This window comes from Paenibacillus aurantiacus (genome assembly GCF_042431225.1).
Classification (GTDB): Bacteria; Bacillota; Bacilli; order Paenibacillales; family Paenibacillaceae; genus Paenibacillus_Z; species Paenibacillus_Z aurantiacus.
In genome coordinates this window covers 92,720-111,257 of the sequence record NZ_JBHMDO010000042.1, presented here as the reverse complement: position 1 = coordinate 111,257, position 18,538 = coordinate 92,720, and the positions used below count along the sequence as shown (strand labels likewise).

Sequence of the window (18,538 nt, the reverse complement as noted above, 5' to 3'; positions counted from 1 at the left end):
GGCGGGAACTTGCGATGGAGCAGAATGAATTTGTAACCCGGGAAGGCGCTCGCTTAATGCTTGGCGGGCAGCCGTTCCGGTTTGCAGGACCGAATATATACTGGCTCGGCTTGGACGAGAATGTGGACGGCGTCGATTGGCCGACGCCATTCCGGGTGACGAATGCGCTCGATACAGCGGTTGAGATGGGCGCGACAGTCGTCCGCTCGCATACGCTCGGCGCTTCGCACGGCTGCGAGAAGGCGCTGATGCCGGCACCGGGCGATACGAACGAAGAAGCGTTTCGCCGGGTGGATTTCGCGATTAAGGAAGCGGGCAACAGAGGGCTTAAGCTCATCATTCCGTTCGTCTGCAACTGGCACTATTATCACGGCGGACGACGCACGTTCACGAGCTGGCGCGGGTTGGACGATCAGAACCTGTTCTATGCGGACGAGGGCGTCATCGCGGACTTCGAGGCGTATATCGCGCTGCTGCTGAACCGGGTGAACAGCTATACCGGCATTGCCTATAAGGATGATCCGACGATCATGGCGTGGGAGCTGGGCAACGAGCTGAACGACGCGCCGCCCTCCTGGGTCGAGCGCATATGTGAATATGTGAAGGCGATCGATGCGAAACATCTCGTCGCGCACGGCAAGCAGTTCCAATTGGACGCCGACAAGCTCGCCATCGAATCGCTCGACATTCTCGACGTCCATTATTATCCGGCCGACGCGGAAGAACTGCGGCAGGATGCCGAAGCCGTCCAAGCGGCGGGCAAAGTGTACATCGCTGGCGAATTCGGCTGGCCCAACTGCGACCTAGCCGCCTTCCTGCGCGAGGCGGAGTCGAATGCGGCGGTGTCGGGAACGTTGTTCTGGTCGCTCTTCGGCCACCACGATCGAGGCGGATACGTGCAGCACTTCGACGGGTTCGCCGTTCATTATCCGGGCGCTGGGGTCAATGAAGACATCCGTACGCGGGTGTTGGCGCTGCGAGAGCATGCCTTCGCGATGAGCGGGCGGGACGTGTTGGAGGAGGCGGTGCCGGGCAAGCCGCTTATCGTCGACGCGGAGTGCGGACGCATCGCATTCCGCGGCGTCGTCGGCGCGGCTAGCTATACGGTGGAGAAGTCGCTCTCCGGCGAGAGCGGCAGCTGGCAGATCGTCTACGACAAGCGGCCGGCGGACCACGCCATGCCGTGGATTGACCCGACCCGCGTTCAGTCCGCGCAAGCCTACTACCGAATCAAGGCGGCGAACGCCTCGAATGTGGAAGGCGCGTATTCGGACGTGTTTCATTCGGTTCCGTTTAAGTAAAGGGGTATGTTGAGCGGAGGTTTCTCGGAATCTGCAAGAAAACATAAAAATCTACCGGATACCGGTAGATTTTTATGTTTAGAATTATGTTAGATTCAACCTATTGGATAAAGTAAAGCGTCTCTGCAAAAGCGAACGAAAGCGAAGGTCAGCACATAGTAGCGGAAAGAGTCGAACGATCAGAATTCCGCCTCAAGGCTCAACGTATCGAACGAAGTTCGAAAAAAAGCTTTGTCCGGGCTGGACAAGAGCGGGCTACGCACGAAAGGACAGATCGAAGACGGCCGCGAACGGAGTCACGCTCATTAGCAGAGTCCAGATGTGCTAACCTTCTGGTTCCCCTCTAATGGAGGGGGCAATGCTGTCAGGTTAAGGAAAAACGTCCGGTGAAGCGACCCATGGCCTATAGTTGACAGTCTTTTGTCTTAGAACTTCAAAACCGACTGAAGCTTTGTCCGCGAGGACAAAAGCGTGCCAGCTCGAAGCAACCCGCCGACCGCGAACAAACGAGCCAGCACGAAATGGGGAGTCCAGAGGGCAAAGTCCTATGGTTCCCCTCAGCGGAGGGGGAAGGGGGAGGGAGCAACAAAAGTGGGGCCCAAGGGGCGGAGTCCCTTCTTAACCTGACAGCATTGATGGAGGGGGAAGGGGCGAGGGAGACTCGCCTGACACGAGCATCACAGCCGCTTGACCATATGAATATCGAGCGGCTCCATCGCGAAGAGCTCTTCGTCCACTTCGTCGGTCGGCGCCGATCCGCGGCTCGCGTAGAACTTGACGGCCGACTCGGTCTCCGTCGAGGAGATATATAACGACTTGGCCCCTTTGGCAATTGCCGTCTCGCTCAGCGCGTCCATAATCCGGCTGCCGATGCCTTGCCTGCGGTACGCCCGTGTCACGTACATCAGATCGAGTTGAAGCTGGTCCTGCTCTTTGCCGCGGAATGTACTCGCCAGCACGCCGAACCCGACCAGCGTCTCGCCGTCGTACGCGCCGTAAGCCGTACCTCCGCTGCGAAGCTCTCGTTCGAATCGCGACATGATCGCGGTGTAATCGTCTTCCTGCCAGTTCGGGCATTCATGACCGGCCTTCGTCTCCTCCATCACGCCGTTCGCGCACGTATAGACGCTCCCGATCGTCTCCGAGCGGTCGATATCGCGGATGCGCGGGGCATCTTCGAGTCCCATGGGTTTAATGGTAATCATGTGTGTCCCTCCTAATATGCATGAATGTCATATGTTACAGTCTATGTGATCATTAGAGGGTCAGCAATAGCCTTGGCAACAGGCAAAATGATTATATCGATTTTGTGCCGGTACAGGGCGTGAGGTTGGCTACCTGAAAAAATAGGAATTTACAACCAAATATCGTATCTGCTAAGATGGCTCAAACGCGATGACGAGAAGAGTAGATAAACGCGGTCTTTCGCCAGAGAGCTCCGGCAGCTGGAAAGGAGCAAAGAACGCTTTATTGAAACAAGTCTCTGAGCAGTCCGATGGAACCGGTAACATCCGGGGATGGCGGAACGGGAGCTTCCGTTATAGAGCTGGGGTATACGCATGCCATGTCATGCCGTACCTGACGAGGCGGATCCGGCAACGGCTTTCGCAAATTGGGGTGGCACCGCGACGATCGATCTCGCCCCCAAGACCTGGGTCTTGGGGGTGGGATTTTTTTGTTATTTTAACGAAACGTTCGCGGAAGGAGCCGTCCGGCATGACAATGAGAAACTTGATAGAAACGTGGAAATACCCGGCAATCCTGCTGTTTGGCATCGGCATCGCCAACATTAGCGGGTGGATTTATTTCATCGCCTTGAATCTGATCGTCCTGAAGGCGACAGGCTCCGCGCTTGCCGTATCCGGGCTATACGTCGTCCGGACGCTGGCCTCGTTATGCACGGGCGCCTGGTCCGGCAGCCTGATCGATCGCCTGAATAAGCGTACGCTAATGATTACCCTGGATCTCGCGCGTGCTGGTCTCATCGCGCTGCTCCCGCTGTATGACGCGACCTGGTACCTCTATCTGATGGTATTCGTCATTCAAATGGCGGGTGCCGTCTTCGGTCCGGCATCGGGCACTTATGTCACGAAGCTGATTCCGCCGGATCGAAGGCAACGGTTCAATTCGCTCAATGCCTTGATTGGCTCTGGCGCGTTCCTGATTGGTCCGGCGATCGCCGGCATGCTGTTCATGGCCGGTTCGCCGTCTACAGCAATTTATATCAATGCCGCGGCGCTGCTCGTCTCTGGCGTTCTCACCCTGTTCATGCCTAATCTGGAGGACGATAAGGGCAGCGTCATGCAAGAGCGGATGAGCTGGGCGATGATCCGGCAGGACTGGCGCGAAGTGATCGGCTTCTACGCGCGGTCGAAGCATGTGCTGGCGGTCATCATGCTGTTCAGCGCCGTCATGGTCGTGATGGCTTCGGCTGTAGATTCGCTGGAAGCGGCATTCGCCAAAGTGGTGCTGGGCTTGTCCGAGCGGGACTATGGCCTGCTGGTCAGCGTGGCGGGAGCGGGCATCATCGCAGGGGCGAGCGTCAATGCGCTGCTTGCCGCACGGGTGCCGGCAATCCGCTTGATCGGACTCGGAACGCCCGGCGTGTGCGTCGGGTATTTGATCTACGCGTGTTCGACCGAGTTCATGGGCGGGGCGGCCGGGTTTTTCATCCTGGCGTTCTTCCTGGCTTTCGCCAATACGGGGTATGCGACATTCTATCAGAACCATATCCCGGTCGACATGATGGGGAGAATCGGGAGCGTGAACGGCTTCGTCGAATCGCTGCTCGTCATGGCGGCGACAATCCTGATCGGAGCGGCAGCCGAAGCGGCGTCGATGCAGAGCGTCGTCCTTGCCGGCGTGATCTTCATGACTCTATTAGGGGGAAGCTTGAGCGCTTATTTGCTATGGCCGAAGAGGGGCGGGCAAGCCACCGAAGCGGCCTGACGAGAGCGACGCAAGCTGCTTGCCCGTGGGAAGTGACGCGATGTCGGCTAAACGTGGTAATCCGGCGCTTTGTCGGCCACCAGGTTGAGCGCGACGTTATGCTCCAGCAGCGCCTTCAAGCCGCAGAGCACCATCGTATAGCCGCCCATGGAATCGATGGCATGCCGGACAATCTCGTCGGCGCTCCCCGCAAATCCGGTATGCGTGATGACGACATACGTCTGGTCCTCGGCGCGCGCTGTGAAGGTCCACTCGACCTTGGTGCCGTCCGACGAGGCGATGCGGATCCGCTTGTTCGGCTCGAGTTCCTCCACGTAGATTTGATCGGACGCACCGTACATTTCCCATTCCCAAGTGACATGACGGCCCACTTCCAATCTGCCGCTGCTCTTCGTGAACCAGAATTTGGTCGTGACGACCGGATCGACGAAAGCTTCGTACACTTGTTCCGCTGGCTTTCGGATGAGCATTTCGGCTTGGACGATCGGTTCGTGATTGAAGATTGTCATGGTCGGTTCGCTCCTTCGGCGTGTAGTGCTTGTCCACTGCCAAGAGCTTACCACAACTTGTAGGGAGAAGCGCAATCGGAGGACAACCGCCAGGTGATAAATCCCCCGCCGACTTCTGTGGACGGGGGACGCTCCGTGCGTGTAATACGGCTATTCATTGCGACGAAGTTAATATAGACGCGTAACCTTGCCAAGCCATCACCCATATAGTAATAACCAGAACAGATTAGCGTTTGCACAAATATTGGGCGTATTGCATGGGTCGCTTGTAGACTGCAGTTTGTTTGCGGATACCGCGATAGAGATCTTTTTGCGGCTTCCCGTTGAGCTCGATGATCCAAGCATGCGCGTTGTTGTCCAACGCGATGTCAACGCTGAATTCGCCCATGTGATAATCGGTTTCGGTGTCGATGATTTCGGCTGAGCGTAAGCTAAGATCGTAAATGGAAGTAACAATTCCATTCATATTGTCGAGCGGATATAACTGGTGGAGTACTTCTTGCGACAAACAAGCCTTATCGTAGATGCTTGTATTATAGCTGCCTTTAGAGGCAATCCGACTGACCAGATTCGTAACCGACCATGTGCCCCTCTCGTTTTTTTGAACGAGCGCGCGTATATCGAAAGTGTGATCGTTCCATTTTCGTATCTCGATCCCTTGTTGAATGATATAAGGTACGGAGCCGAGAAGTTCCTGCATGCTAGCCTGAAATTGCGCGAAGTCGCCGATGATGCTCTGAGGCGAGAAATAGTGGTGGCCAATGTGGATTTCGCCGGAAGGCTTCAATTCGGCGCGGTAGACGCCTTTGCCCTGGTGTCCGTAAACGGGTTTAAAATAAATTATTTTATGCTTATCTAGCATGTGAATGGCGATGTTCGGGTCATAGGCGACGGTTTCCGGTAGATTGTCGCCCAGCCATCTGCCCAATCGATGGTAGATTTCAAGTTTGTTGAATTGATTGAGATGATTGAAGATTTTATCGCTCCCGATCGCTTTCCCGAGACGATCGATGATCTCGTGATCCGTGCCGTAACACCGGTTGTACACGACATGGGGGAGCGGGAATCTTCCGACTGCCCATTTACGGTTAGAACGATGTAGACCAAGCACGGTGTTCTTCTTCCAGTCTATCGATGAAGACGTAAAACTGAATAACTTCATATTCCCCGTATTATGCCGGAGATATTGTCCGAGAACGCGCTTCCTTTGGTGTTGATTCGCAACCAAAATCCCCACTAATCCGGTTTTAGAGTTGTTCATGATCCGCCTCCGTCATGTAATAACAATCATCATAGTACAACGTATGTAGGGGAGATAGAATGGTATAGACAACAATACAACCGCACGAATAATATTTTTGCCCCGCTATTTTCACGAAGCGGCCTTAACAGGCATATAGTATCCCGTAACAAATGTGCTTGAGGGCGCAGCGGGCAACCAGCAGTCCCGGCTCGTCTGCGCGTCTCAAGACTGCCGCTTCACGAAAAAAAAGGTTAAGGGGCGTGAAACAAGGAATGGGTAAATTAGTCGGTCCTCCAGGACCTCCGGGACCGCAAGGTCCACAAGGTCCGCAAGGTCCTGCCGGTCCTCAGGGACCTGTCGGTCCTGTCGGTCCTGCCGGTCCTCAAGGGCTTGTCGGTCCTGCCGGGCCAGTCGGTCCTCAAGGTCCAGTCGGTCCTCAAGGTCCAGTCGGTCCAGCCGCAGTAGCATCATTTGCGTTTCTGTGCAGCACGGTGGATCAAACGGTTGCCGCGGCACCGTCTCCGGGCGGTCAAGGCGGAGCCGTAACCTTTAATAACTCCGTCATCAACTCAACCGCGTTAACATTCACATCTCCGTCGACGATTAATATTTTGGAGAGCGGGTTCTATCAAATTACCTGGGAAGTCTTCCCTACTGCGGGGAACTCCGCATTTGGTTTGTTCTTTGATCCGGATGCTGCCGGCCCGCTCCCAGCTACCCTGGTTCCTTGCAGCAACTACGGTTCAGGCGCAGGCAACAACCCCTATCCAGGTCAAGTCATCGCTCAATTAACAGCCGGAGGCGTATTGACGTTAAACCGGATCGATAATACGGGCGCGCAGACCTTGCAAGCGGCGATTGGCGGAGGCACGCCAGTGGTTAGCGCATCGATCGTTATTCAGAAATTAGCCTAATCCTGGGTATGCAAAGATAAGACGGGGGCTGCCCGGCGAGGTCTGCGAGGATCTTGCGGGGGGCTCTCTTTGTCGTTGGCGAGAGACGCTGAACAGATCGGCGTCATCGCCGGCTATCATGTATACCCTTCCTTAGACGATTGCCGTTCCTCAAGCTGTTTAGTCGGATTCGGGCAACGAAGGAGCAGGCATGAGCGTGCGTAACCGAGTGCTGCCCGTCCTCGTATTGATCGCGCTGCTGGTCCTGAGTTTAGTCCGCAAAGGGAGCGCGGCGTCAAAGTAAGGCGACAGCTTGCCATCATTCAGGGTGGCGGGCTTTTTGGTTTTTGCAATAGCGGAGGAAGCTTCCATTTGGTATGATGGCATGAGATTATTTTCCAATTGGTCTTAAGCCGGTCGCAGCGCGTTGGCGGGACAGGAAGAATGGGAGAGGACTGCCTTGGCTTGCGTGTTGTTTAATTTTAACGGAGTACTGGTCCGTACCAGGTCGCTGGCCGTGGCACACTTCAACGAGATCGCTCATGAGAAAGGATACCGGCCGATTGCCCCGGACGAAGCGGAAGCGCTCGGCGGGTTGCCGATCCGGGAGCGCTGCAGGTTGCTTGGCGTGCCGCTGCACCGGATGCCGGTCATCGGGATGGCGATCAAACGACGGTATCAGGAAGCGCTTCCCGGATTGCCGGCCATCGAAGGCATGCCGAAACTGTTGGCCGATTTGAAATCGCGCGGCATCCGGATCGGCTTCGTGACCTCCAACTCCAAGGAGGCGTCGCGCGCATTCTTGCGGCACAACGGGATGGAGCTGTTCGATGACGAGTGTTATGCGGCGCATCCATTCTCCAAGACAAGAGACTTGGCTCGGTTCGTCAAGGCAAGCGGCATGGAGAAGTCGCGGTTGCTGTACGTGGGCGACGAACGGCGTGACTTAGCCGCGGGCAAGCGGTTGGGTATTAAGAGCATCGGGGCCGCGTGGGGCTACGATTCGAGCGGACTGCTTCGGCAGAGCGATCCGGTATTCGTGGCGGAGCACCCGGAGCAGCTGCGGGAATTTCTGTTGAACGATCGCTTCGAAGGCGGTTTCCCATGCTGAAAGATTCGCTGATACGGCATGCCGAGCTAGCCGATGACATTCAGTCGTTTATCGTGAATTACCGAAGTATGACGATCGCCTCGGCTATATTCTACACGTTCAGAGAATACGAGAATTACATGCAAATCTACCGGACGGACAAGTCGCAGTACCGAAGCCGTCTGGAGGCGTTCGTGACGATGTGGACGAATTCCCTGGTCGATGACCGGGAGTGGCATAATGATTACGAGCCCACGTTGGAGTTCGGGCAGAATTTGTACCGGTATTGGTTCATCGAACAGGTCGAAGGTTATACGTATCATCAGAGGCCTCTAGCATCGCTCGTGGCATATGCGGAAAACAGCATCCGCAGGAAGACGGAGCTGATTCTGGAATACAGGCAGCGGGAACCGCTCGTGGAGCAGGATGTCCGCTATCCGAGCGCGACGCCGGGGTTCTATCTGAACGGACGTTTGGTTGATGACGACCGAATCGCATTCTCTTTGCCGCCGAACATGCTAATCGCGGAAGAACTGAAAGACGACCCGTCCTGGGCGGGCTACAAAGAAATCTACTTCGCGGAATAACCCGTAAGTAGTTACTGCGGTTGATCGCCGCCGCAGCGCTTATGCTCGAGTGCCGGCGGAAGCAGCAGGAGCGAGCTGGCGTGACGCTCGACCTCGGCCGCCTTCAAGGGACCGCCGTGCCCGATGTAGAAGGTTTCGACGCCGGAAGCGAGCAGCCGGTTGAGCTCGCGGGCCACGGCGTGCGGGTCGTCTTCGAAGGGCGGGCGTCTGGCGCGGCCGGTTCGGGCGATGCCGCCGAGCAGGATGCCGGAGGCGATCAGGTCGCCGACCAGCGCCTCCCGGCTGTCCAGTTCGATCGAGATGGAACCGGCCGTATGTCCCGGCGTGGATTTGATTAGGCCCGGTATGCCGTACCGGCCCAAATCGATCGTCTCTTGCCCGCGAAGCAAGATGTCCGGCGCAAAGGCGCGATATGGCCTGAACATGACCGGCGTCTTTATGTAAAGCCTGGCGAACCAGCCGGTCGGGCAGAACGTCATCGGGACTTCCTGGCTAAAATGCTTCTCGTCGCCTTCATGGGCGACGATGGGCGCGCCTGACCGCTCGCGGACGATGGCTGCGCTGCCGGCGTGGTCGATATGCGCATGCGTGATGACGATGAGCTTGATATCCTTGAAGGTCAGCCCCTCTTGGGCAAGGGTTCTTTCGATCTTCGTCTCGGCTCCCGGTATGCCTGCATCGACCAGAATGCAGCCGCCCGGTCCGATAATCAGGTGGGCGTTGACCATCTGAAGGGGAAGAATGGGAATGCGGACGATTTTGAATACGTTCATTCGGATGCTCCTCTCTGGGTAAGGGCTAGAATACTTTCGTGAAAAATACCGAACCGAACGGTTCGGTTCGGGATTATCATAGTCGAATTCGCCACGCAGTTCAAGAACAATTTGCGATGCGGTTCGAGATCCGTCTGTGACGCGGCCCAAGATCAGTGTTACAATAGCGCCAAAGCAATTTAGGAAGCATGGAGGCTTGCAGGATGCGCAAAGACGAGCAGGAGCGGCGACAAATCGTGATGAAGGCCGCCGAGTTATTCAATCAAAAAGGGTATGCCGCCTCGTCGATCCAAGACATCATGGATACGACGGGACTTACGAAAGGCGGGCTCTACCGGCGTTTCGCGAACAAGGACGAGATCGCGCTGGAAGCGTTCGATTATGCGGGCGAGCTGCTGCTCGCGCAATTAAAGGCGGCGATCGGCGAAGCCCCGACAGCGATCGATAAAATCATGGCGATCTGCGGCGTCCACGCGGACCCGGTGGACAATCCCCCGCTTAAGGGGGGCTGCCCGCTGTTGAACGCGGCCGTCGAGAGCGACGATACGTTCCCCGAGCTGCGCGACAAGGCATTGACCGCGTATGAATTGATGGTCGGACTTGTTCGGCGGATCTTGGAAGAGGGAATAGCCAGCGGCGAATTTCGGAATGAGCTGGATTCGGAATCGATGGCGTCCTTTATCGTATCCGCCCTCGAAGGCAGCGTCATGGCGAGCGGTTTGACCCGGGATGCCAAGCACGTGGGGTTCATGATGCGGCAGGTGCGCCAGCTGCTGGATGGGTACGCCGTGAAATAGATCCGCCCATCCGGCAACGAAGAAGCCCGTCATCCAGCGAGGATGACGGGCTGTTTGGCGATCTATCTTCGACTAAGTCGCGTTAATTCCATCCCGGCATTTCGTCCAGCGTCAGCACGTTGGATGCGCCATAGATGCCAGGCAGCGCACTGCGGTTATCTTCGATGAAGTCGGGCCACAGCATCGCATAGATCCATTTGTTCTGGCTGGCGAGCAGCGAAGCGGACGGCATGAATTGGCATTCGCCGATGGCGATCGGCTTGCCGCCCGATACCCGGAGCATCGTGTTGTAGTTGGTCTGGGTGTAGCCGGTGTTATATACGTCGAGCGACGCGATGTCGAAGTAGGCCGCGCCCGGATTGTACGCGTCGATCTCCGTGCTCAAGTTCGAGAAGTCCTGCACGTTCCACACCCAGATTAGATTCTCGAGCCCCTTGGTATTGGTGAGGTAATCATGTGTGATCTGGTACAGCTTCGCGGTGCCGTTCGCCCCCTTGTGGCAGGCCCACCAGAAGACGCATTGGTTCATCTCGTGGAACGGACGGAACAGCACGACGACGTTGTTGTTCTCCAGATCCTGCAGGTAGGTCGCCAGCGTATCGAGACGTCCCATCCAGGCGTTGTACAAGCTGGTGCCCGGCGTCGTGAGTTGGGTGAATTGGGCGTCCGTCAGCTTGGCGGCGTTGCCGGCGCCGATGTCGTCCCACGAGCAGTATTCGTCGCGCGTCGGCGCGCACGGGTGGTACATGAGTGTCACGAGCGCGCCTTTGTTGAACTGGTTCTTCGCTTCGTTGATCATGTTCCAGCGGTTGTCGACGGCGGAGCTGCCGAAGCCGAAATCCCCGCCCCATAGCGAAGGTGTGCGTCCGGCGATGGAAGCGACGGTATTGCTGTCGCTTGTCGGCGTGCCGGCATTCTTGTTCTCGATGCCGACGATGGTATGGTTGCCGGAGATATCGTACAAATAATTCAGGACGCGCTGCTTGACGGCCGCGACGCCGCCGGTGCCGCCGCTTGCGCTGGAATAAGCTTCAAGCTCGTAGAGGGAGAAGCCGTAGGTCGTCGCGCGTTGAATGAGGTAGACCTTTACGTAGCGAGCCGTCACGGGCGAGAAGTTGATCGTGTTGACGCCGCCGGTGCCGTTGTAATTGGAGTAGACGGTCGTCCAGGTGACGTTATCCGCGGAGGTCTGCACCTGGAACTGCTTCGCATAAGCGAGTTCCCAGCGCAGGACGACTTTGGCCAACGTCTGCTGCGCGCCGAGATCGACGGTAATGTACTGCTGATCGGCGTAAGCCGAGCTCCAGCGGGTTGCCGTGCTGCCGTCCACCGCATAGGAAGCAGCCTTGGTCGCATCCTCGGTTGTGGATGCGGTCACGGACTTGCCGAGCGCCAGATTGCCGCTTCCCGATCCTGCCCCGTCATCGCCGTAAATCTCGAACTCGTACAGGGAGTAGCCGTACGTGGTCGCGCGCTGGAATGCGTACATTTTGACATAACGGGCGTTGGCGCCGAACGTGATCGTATTGGTGCCGCCGGTGCCGTTATAATTGGAATAAACGGTCGTCCAGGTCGCATTATCGTTCGACGTCTGGATCTGGAAACCTTTGGCGTAAGCGGCTTCCCACTTCAAGACAACGCTCGAGATGGAACGGGCTGCGCCCAGATCGACGATGATATACTGCTGATCGTTCGTGTTTGACGACCAGCGGGTGGCGGTGCTGCCGTCCACCGCATTGGCGCCGCCGTATTGGGCGCTCTCTGTGGAGGAGACGGTAACGGTTTTGCCACGAGCGAGATTGACCGTCGCCGCTCGGGCGGGGGCGGTCGCAAGGGCGGCGACGCAGGCGAGCAGCAGGAGCGCTGATAACGCAGCGAGCCAGATGGCGCGAGTGCGGAATATCATGAAACTTACCTCCTCAAGGGGATGAAATGGGCCGAAGGGCCGAAGTGATTGCAGCAGGCCGTCCGGATGAAACCGAACATACGACGCGAATCATGCCGTCTTGCCACGAGCTTACGGATTGCTTTGCGGCCTCACCTCCCTCAATTTGTTGTAAGCACTTTCATCAATTCAACGATATAATAAAGTTAAATAAACAAATTTGCAATACCGTTGGATAAAGTTGAATTTTTTAAAGCGGGGTGTCATTGAAAGCGACTGGCTGGCATAGGGAAGCCAACGATGGCGGAGAACCCAAGCGAGGTGCGGGGAAGGCGGCGAATTACCGATGGAATTAGACGGGAGTAATGTACTCGGGATAGAGCAGGTGAGGTGATTACGATCATGGAATACTCGGATCTCACGTTGAAAGCTAATTTATTTGCCTAACAAACCTGCTAATAATTGTTTGATAGTTGAAATTTGTTGAACTTACCATTATGCTTAAGCTATATACGCAACAGCAAGGGGGATCGAAATCCGTGAAGAAAGTAACGCTGCAGATGATCGCGGATCATTTGCAAGTCTCGAAGGCGCTCGTATCTAAGGCATTGTCCAACGATCCGGCCGTCAACGACGGGACGAAGGAAACGATCTGGAAGACGGCGGAGGAGATGGGCTACCGCTTCAAAATGTCCCGGAAGACGATTCCGGCGGCGAAGACCGGCAACTTGGCCGTGCTCATGCCTCGCGCCTACCTGGACGATATGGAATATTGGGGCAAGGTGCTCCACGGCATCGAGAACGAGCTGCAAAATCATAACTTCAGCATGATTCTCTCCAGCATCGATATTTCACTGTCCCCGAAGGACGGGCTTCCGTCGAGCATCCACGAGCGCAAGGTGGACGGGGCGATCGTCATGGGCCATCTGCCCGATAGCTACATCAACTCGCTCAAGGCGAACGCCTTCCCTTTCATGATGGTGGACGCGAATTTGCTGGACCCATCCATCGACCATGTGCTGGCTAACAACTTCCTCGGCGCCTACCAAGCGACGACGTACTTGCTTGAAGCCGGGCACCGTAAAGTCGCCTTCGTCGGCGACGAGCATACATCATGGAGCTTCCGGGAGCGCAACCGCGGCTTCATTGAGGCGATCCGCGACTACAACCGCCGTACCGGCATTGAAGTCATGTACGAGTTCATCGCGGGCGTAGGGGTAAGCGGCACCGGCATGTACGTATTGCCTCAGTTCGCGTCCGATCTTCGGGCACAGGCCGGCGGCGAACAGCCGGTGACGGGACTGTTCTGCGCGAATGACTTGACTGCCTTCGAGGCGCTGCGTTTCCTGGCAGAGGGAGGCGTGCGCTGTCCGGCGGACGTCTCGGTCGTCGGCTTCGACGATCTGACGCTGACCGAGATCATGCATCCGAAGCTGACGACGGTCCGCGTGCCGAAGTCGGACATCGGCAGCCGCGCGGCCCAGCTGATTCTGCGCCGCATCAACGAGCCGGAAGCGACGGCGGAGCATGTGCTGCTGTCGACCGAGTTGGTGGAACGAGCTTCGGTAAGCGAATATAAGGGGCAACGCCAAGAACAATCGTAAGGACAGCAACAAAGCCGGCCGCGTACGTGAATCGTACGCGGCCGGCTTTGTTGTCGTTCCATACAGGAATTTATAGGTCTCGGGACATCCGCTTGTCTATCGCCGGCTACCACGCGCCGTTAAAGGACGAAGGGTCCGCTCCAATGTGGGCTATGCGCCCCGGCGACGCCTTCTTCCTATGCCTCCCTGGATCTCGCTTTGCTGCTCTACGGTCAGCTCTTGCTCGAGATCGTTCAATTCCGCTTCAGGTTCGTTTTGCGCCTTTTCTTGTTCTAATGATTTCTGATCTTCGGTCATGACGGCACCTCCAAGGTTAATACCGCAATCCTACCATAAGCGGCGCGAAGAAGGTATTACCCTTTTGGGGGACATCGGCTGAGCGTACGGACCGCGATCGTCGATCCTGCCGACAGAAAGCGGGTTTACTTTTAGGCGAAGGGGCCATTTCCGGAATCGAAAATTCAACTATTTCAACAAGAATCGAATAGTGAGTGGATAGGAGGTTCGCAAATCATGGCGCGAAAACGGAGTCGGCATGTTGTCGTCGAATTCAGAAAATCCAGGAGTTTAGCAGATCTCCTTCACCGCTTCATGAAATTTCTTAATCCGCCCCTTTTCGCCAAGACCCTCCTTTAGCCGTAGTGCTTTCGACTGTGTTCGAGAAACTAAATTAAACAGATTGAATTAAATTAATTAAAATAAAATAATTTTGTTTACAGAATTTGACGGCGGGGATATAATCAACGTGTATTTGTAAGCGCGTACATTTCGAGGCGCGCCTAAACGCAACAATTCATAATGGGGGGATTGTGAATGAAACGGACGAGAGTGCTTCTGGCTGTATCGCTGGCATCGATGATGTTCGTCGCCGCATGCTCGGGCGGTAACGACGGCAGCGGGAATGGGAATGGCGGATCCGGCGCGAACGGAACGGGGAACGGGGAAGAAACGGCGAACCAAGAGGGCGGTAATGCCCCATCGACCGAACCGCTGACGATTAGCATGGCGCTAATGGCGGGCTCCAAGACGCCGGATTCCTGGGCGGAGAAGACGCTGGAAGAAGAGCTGGCCAAGACGATGGGGCGCAAGGTCGACGTGAAGCCGGTTTTTCTCCCGGACTGGTCGGAGCTGAACACGAAGATCAATCTGCTGATGAGCGCGAAGGACACGCGGCCCGGCATTCTGTGGACGGGCGACACGAAGGAATTCACGAAGTGGGTGGATGCGGGCATCGCGCAAGATTTGACCCCGTCCCTGCAGAAATACGGCAAAGAAATCATCAACTACTACTCCAAAGACACGCTGTTCTACCACTGGGACAAGAGCGGCAAAATGTTCCGCATCCCGGGCGACGTGCCGGAAGCCAGCTACATGACAACGATTCTGCGCAAAGACTGGCTCGACAAGCTTGGCCTGCAAGTGCCGAAGACGCTTGACGAATATGTGAACGTGCTGCGCGCCTTCGCGAACAACGATCCGGACGGCAACGGCAAGAAGGACACGTTCGGTCTCTCGGGCGACAACTATTATCGGAGTTTGGCGCCATTCTTCTACGCGTACGGCCTCGACGTGGAGAATTTCGTGAAGCAGCCGGACGGCTCCATCCAATTCGGCGCGCTCGATCCGAAGGTGAAGACGGTGCTGGCCCTGCTTGCGGATCTGTACAAGGAAGGCGTGCTTGATCCTCGCATGACGACGAGCGCGAACAACGACGATACGAAGGTGAACGATATCTACGCCTCCGGCAAGGTCGGTTCGTTCTACCGGTGGGTCGACTACTTCAATCCGGGCAACTCGGTCGCCATGTCGTTCAAGAAGCTCAACCCGCAAGGCGAATACATCTCGGTCGACCCGATCCAAGGTCCGGATGGGTTCAGCTCCGACTTGCCAGATCCGCGCATCGGCTGGTGCTATTTGATCGTGACGGACGCGGCTAAGACGGAAGATGCGGTGCAGGTGCTCAACACGATGGCGACGCCGGAGGTGTTCAAGCTCGTCACGTTCGGCCGGGAGGGCGAGCATTACAAGATGGAGAACGGCATCTTCACGCCGACGATTCAGCCGGAGGAAGGCAGCAAGCTTGGCCTGGGCAACTTCGGCTGGTACATCCAGCGCAAGGACGCGGCCAACATCAAGAACACGCCGGAAGTGACGGCCATGTTCGAGCAGAAGCTTGCGACCTCGCAGCCGATGCGCGACAAGATCGTCGTGTTCAAGGCGATCGACCGGCCGGAGTGGGACCGCTATTCCGCGGACGTGAAGAAGGCGCGCGACGAGCTGTTCTGGGGCATCATCACCGGCAAGACGCCGATCGACGCATTCGACGGCTTCGCCAAGACGTACGAGAAGCTGGGCGGCAAGAAGATCGACGAGGAAGCGGCAGGGCTGTTCGACAAGGAGCAGGCCGAGCGCGCCGAGTACGACAAATGGTATGAAGCGAATATTACGCCTTACAAATAGAGGGCGATAAGGAGGAGAAGCGCATGGCAGTGATGAATGGAGCGGCGCGCCGGGGCGGAAAGGCGGACTTGGGCGCCGACGCGAGGCGGCCGTTGTGGAAGGACCTGATCCGGGACCGGTATTTGTACCTGCTGCTGCTGCCGGGCCTGCTGCTCATCCTCTTGTTCCGCTACGGTCCGATGTACGGCGTAGTGATCGCGTTCCAGGACTACAACATCTATAAGGGCATCTCGGGCAGCGAGTGGGTCGGCTTCGACCAGTTCACGCGATTGTTCAACTCGCCGGATTTCATCGAAATCTTAAGCAATACGATCATCATCAGCTTATACAAACTGGCGGCGTCCTTCACAATCCCGATCATTCTGGCGCTGCTGCTGAACGAGCTGCGCAGCGTCATCTTCAAGCGGTTCGCCCAATCGGTGATCTACTTGCCGCACTTTGTCAGCTGGGTCATTTTCTCCGGCATCATCATCACGTTCCTGAACCCGGTCGACGGCATGGTCAACGTCCTGATCCAGCAGTTCGGCGGTACGCCGATCGACTTCCTGGGCGACGTGCGGTATTTCCGCCCAATGCTCGTCATCTCGGACGCGTATAAGGAGGTCGGCTGGGGCACGATCATCTATTTGGCCGCCATCGCCGGGGTGAACGCGGATCTGTACGAGGCGGCGCGCATCGACGGGGCGACCAAGCTGCGTCAAATGTGGCATGTGACGCTGCCCGCGATCCGGCCGGTCATCGTCATCCTGATCATTCTTAGCCTGGCGAACATTCTCGAGGCGGGCTTCCAGCAGATCTTCCTGCTGTATAACGCGCTCGTCTACGATGTGGCGGACATCATCGATACGTACGTGTACCGCGTCGGTATCCAAGAAGCGAACTACAGCTACGCCACGGCGGCGGGTTTGTTCAAATCGGCGGTAGCGATGGTGCTGATCCTAAGCGTCAATACGATCGTGAAGAAGAGCGGCCAGGAAGGCCTGTGGTAAAGGAGCGAGCGGCATGGGACTTACGCGAGGCGAAAAACTATTCTCGGTGGCGAACGGGCTGTTCTTCATCGTGCTGATGCTGATTATGATTTACCCGTTCTGGTATATGATCATGGGCTCGCTCAGCGAGTCCGACCGGACGGCGGAAGGCGGGCTGTTCCTGATTCCGGCTGGCTTCTCGCTGACGGCGTACGCGGCGGTGTTTCAGAACGTCTCGATTCTATCCGGCTTCAAAGTGACGCTCATTACGACAGTTTGCGGCACGGCGATCGGTACGTTCTTCTCGGCGACGACGGCGTATGCGATTTCGCGAAAGCGGCTGCGCGGCGGGAAGCTGTTCTCGCTGCTCATCCTGTTCACGATGCTGTTCAGCGGCGGTCTGATCCCGACTTACCTGCTCGTCAAGTCGCTGCATATGATCGACACGTATTGGGCGCTTATTTTGCCGGGAACGATGGGGGCGTGGAACATTTTCGTCATGGTCGGCTTCTTCCGCGGTATTCCCGACGAGCTGGAGGAGGCGGCGCGCATCGACGGTGCGAACGATCTGACGATTTTCTTCCGGGTCGTCCTGCCGCTCTCGAAGCCGGTGCTCGCCACGGTCGGGCTGTTCATCGCCGTCGGCTATTGGAACGACTTCTTCTCCTCGGTGCTCTATGCGACGGAGAAGGATATGTGGCAGCTGCAGATGGTGCTCAAAGATTTGATCAGCAACACGTCCGCGGCGATCTCGCAGGCGGGCATCTCGGTGGCGGTGCAGCAGCAGGTCAACCCGTTCACGGTCAAAATGGCGTCGATCATCGTGTCGAGCCTGCCGATCCTCGCCGTCTATCCGTTCCTGCAAAAGCATTTCGTCAAGGGCGCGTTGATCGGCTCGGTGAAAGGCTAGCAATCTTTCAAACCAGCAAGGCCCCTGGCAACGGGGGCTTTGTCATTGATTAGGAACTCTCGCTCCCGCGGCGGCAATGCTGTCAGGAAAAGTGAAAATCATACGGGTGAAGAATTCGCAGCCTGCGGTTGGTGTGGGCTTTCACTCGCTGTTGTCTTCGGATTTCCACGAATTGGATTGGTGAGAGGAAGAAATCCGAAGACAAAGGCGACCGCTGCCGCTGTTCCATCTCCACACCACCTCTCCGGCGGCTTTTTCACCCGCTTGCTTGACCTGCCAGCTTTGCCTACGGCGGGAGTAGGGCGGAAACCGACACGTGCCTGGAGCTTTGTCCGCAAGGACAAAAGCGTGCCGAGCTCGAACCACCCGCCCACCGCAAACAATTATATTGGCACGAAGACGGAGTCCAGAGGGCGAAGCCCTTTGGTTCCCCTCGGCGAGGGGGAAGGGGCGAGGGGAAGCGCGCGCTTGGAGCTTTGTCCGCTAGGACAAAAGCGTGCCAAGCTCGAACCACCCGCCCACCGCGAACAAATGTATTGGCACGAAGACGGAGGCCAGAGGGCGAAGCC

Annotated in this window: 16 protein-coding genes and 1 other annotated feature; of the genes, 10 read left to right on the top strand and 6 right to left on the bottom strand. The window is 56.8% G+C overall.

Translation table 11 applies throughout. The features are described from left to right. Positions 1-14 precede the first annotated feature (14 nt). Positions 15-1,301 (top strand): glycoside hydrolase 5 family protein, encoded by a 1,287-nt coding sequence (locus tag ACFFSY_RS26105; RefSeq protein WP_377499689.1) that lies wholly within the window; start codon positions 15-17, stop codon positions 1,299-1,301. A gap of 677 nt (positions 1,302-1,978) precedes the next feature. Here the strand turns inward: ACFFSY_RS26105 and ACFFSY_RS26100 are convergent. Continuing rightward, positions 1,979-2,506, bottom strand: coding sequence for a GNAT family N-acetyltransferase (locus ACFFSY_RS26100; RefSeq protein ID WP_377499687.1), 528 nt, complete (start codon positions 2,504-2,506; stop codon positions 1,979-1,981). 181 nt (positions 2,507-2,687) lie between these two features. Continuing rightward, positions 2,688-2,950: a binding site (T-box leader), on the top strand. A gap of 73 nt (positions 2,951-3,023) precedes the next feature. Here ACFFSY_RS26100 and ACFFSY_RS26095 point away from each other — a divergent pair. Beyond that, a complete protein-coding gene (locus ACFFSY_RS26095) occupies positions 3,024-4,250 on the top strand; it encodes an MFS transporter (protein WP_377499799.1) in 1,227 nt (408 codons plus the stop codon). 47 nt (positions 4,251-4,297) lie between these two features. On the opposite strand, the gene ACFFSY_RS26090 is transcribed toward ACFFSY_RS26095, so the two are convergent. Then, the gene (locus tag ACFFSY_RS26090; protein WP_377499685.1) at positions 4,298-4,759 is read right to left on the bottom strand and encodes an SRPBCC family protein; all 462 of its coding nucleotides are present in this window, start codon (positions 4,757-4,759) and stop codon (positions 4,298-4,300) included. Between the two features lie 226 nt (positions 4,760-4,985). Then, on the bottom strand, positions 4,986-6,020 hold the full coding sequence (locus ACFFSY_RS26085; RefSeq protein ID WP_377499683.1) for a YheC/YheD family endospore coat-associated protein: 1,035 nt from the start codon (positions 6,018-6,020) through the stop codon (positions 4,986-4,988). A gap of 254 nt (positions 6,021-6,274) precedes the next feature. On the opposite strand from ACFFSY_RS26085, the gene ACFFSY_RS26080 reads away from it, so the two are divergent. The 3 genes from ACFFSY_RS26080 to ACFFSY_RS26070 all read left to right on the top strand — a co-directional run bounded on the left by ACFFSY_RS26080 (position 6,275) and on the right by ACFFSY_RS26070 (position 8,572). Further along, positions 6,275-6,916: a collagen-like protein gene (locus tag ACFFSY_RS26080; RefSeq protein WP_377499681.1), complete on the top strand. Its 642-nt coding sequence runs from the start codon at positions 6,275-6,277 to the stop codon at positions 6,914-6,916. A gap of 448 nt (positions 6,917-7,364) precedes the next feature. Continuing rightward, the gene (locus tag ACFFSY_RS26075; protein WP_377499797.1) at positions 7,365-8,006 is read left to right on the top strand and encodes an HAD-IA family hydrolase; all 642 of its coding nucleotides are present in this window, start codon (positions 7,365-7,367) and stop codon (positions 8,004-8,006) included. Next, the gene (locus ACFFSY_RS26070) at positions 8,000-8,572 is read left to right on the top strand and encodes a hypothetical protein (RefSeq protein ID WP_377499679.1); all 573 of its coding nucleotides are present in this window, start codon (positions 8,000-8,002) and stop codon (positions 8,570-8,572) included. Before ACFFSY_RS26075 ends, ACFFSY_RS26070 begins: the two co-directional genes overlap by 7 nt. Positions 8,573-8,583: 11 nt before the next feature. Here ACFFSY_RS26070 and ACFFSY_RS26065 read toward each other — a convergent pair whose 3' ends face one another. Next, on the bottom strand, positions 8,584-9,345 hold the full coding sequence (locus ACFFSY_RS26065) for an MBL fold metallo-hydrolase (protein WP_377499677.1): 762 nt from the start codon (positions 9,343-9,345) through the stop codon (positions 8,584-8,586). Positions 9,346-9,548: 203 nt separating this feature from the next. On the opposite strand from ACFFSY_RS26065, the gene ACFFSY_RS26060 reads away from it, so the two are divergent. Further along, a complete protein-coding gene (locus ACFFSY_RS26060) occupies positions 9,549-10,142 on the top strand; it encodes a TetR/AcrR family transcriptional regulator (protein WP_377499675.1) in 594 nt (197 codons plus the stop codon). Between the two features lie 82 nt (positions 10,143-10,224). Here the strand turns inward: ACFFSY_RS26060 and ACFFSY_RS26055 are convergent, their stop codons facing one another. After that, positions 10,225-12,048 (bottom strand): galactose-binding domain-containing protein, encoded by a 1,824-nt coding sequence (locus ACFFSY_RS26055; RefSeq protein ID WP_377499673.1) that lies wholly within the window; start codon positions 12,046-12,048, stop codon positions 10,225-10,227. A 518-nt stretch (positions 12,049-12,566) separates the two neighbouring features. Between ACFFSY_RS26055 and ACFFSY_RS26050 the strand changes: the two genes are divergently transcribed. Next, the gene (locus ACFFSY_RS26050; RefSeq protein WP_377499671.1) at positions 12,567-13,631 is read left to right on the top strand and encodes a LacI family DNA-binding transcriptional regulator; all 1,065 of its coding nucleotides are present in this window, start codon (positions 12,567-12,569) and stop codon (positions 13,629-13,631) included. Positions 13,632-13,781: 150 nt separating this feature from the next. Here ACFFSY_RS26050 and ACFFSY_RS26045 read toward each other — a convergent pair whose 3' ends face one another. After that, the gene (locus tag ACFFSY_RS26045) at positions 13,782-13,928 is read right to left on the bottom strand and encodes a hypothetical protein (RefSeq protein WP_377499669.1); all 147 of its coding nucleotides are present in this window, start codon (positions 13,926-13,928) and stop codon (positions 13,782-13,784) included. A 516-nt stretch (positions 13,929-14,444) separates the two neighbouring features. On the opposite strand from ACFFSY_RS26045, the gene ACFFSY_RS26040 reads away from it, so the two are divergent. The 3 genes from ACFFSY_RS26040 to ACFFSY_RS26030 are packed head-to-tail and all read left to right on the top strand — an operon-like array spanning position 14,445 to position 17,969. Further along, positions 14,445-16,091, top strand: coding sequence for a type 2 periplasmic-binding domain-containing protein (locus ACFFSY_RS26040; protein WP_377499667.1), 1,647 nt, complete (start codon positions 14,445-14,447; stop codon positions 16,089-16,091). Between the two features lie 32 nt (positions 16,092-16,123). Continuing rightward, on the top strand, positions 16,124-17,080 hold the full coding sequence (locus ACFFSY_RS26035; protein ID WP_377499795.1) for an ABC transporter permease: 957 nt from the start codon (positions 16,124-16,126) through the stop codon (positions 17,078-17,080). Between the two features lie 13 nt (positions 17,081-17,093). After that, positions 17,094-17,969: a carbohydrate ABC transporter permease gene (locus ACFFSY_RS26030; protein ID WP_377499665.1), complete on the top strand. Its 876-nt coding sequence runs from the start codon at positions 17,094-17,096 to the stop codon at positions 17,967-17,969. Positions 17,970-18,538: the final 569 nt, after the last annotated feature.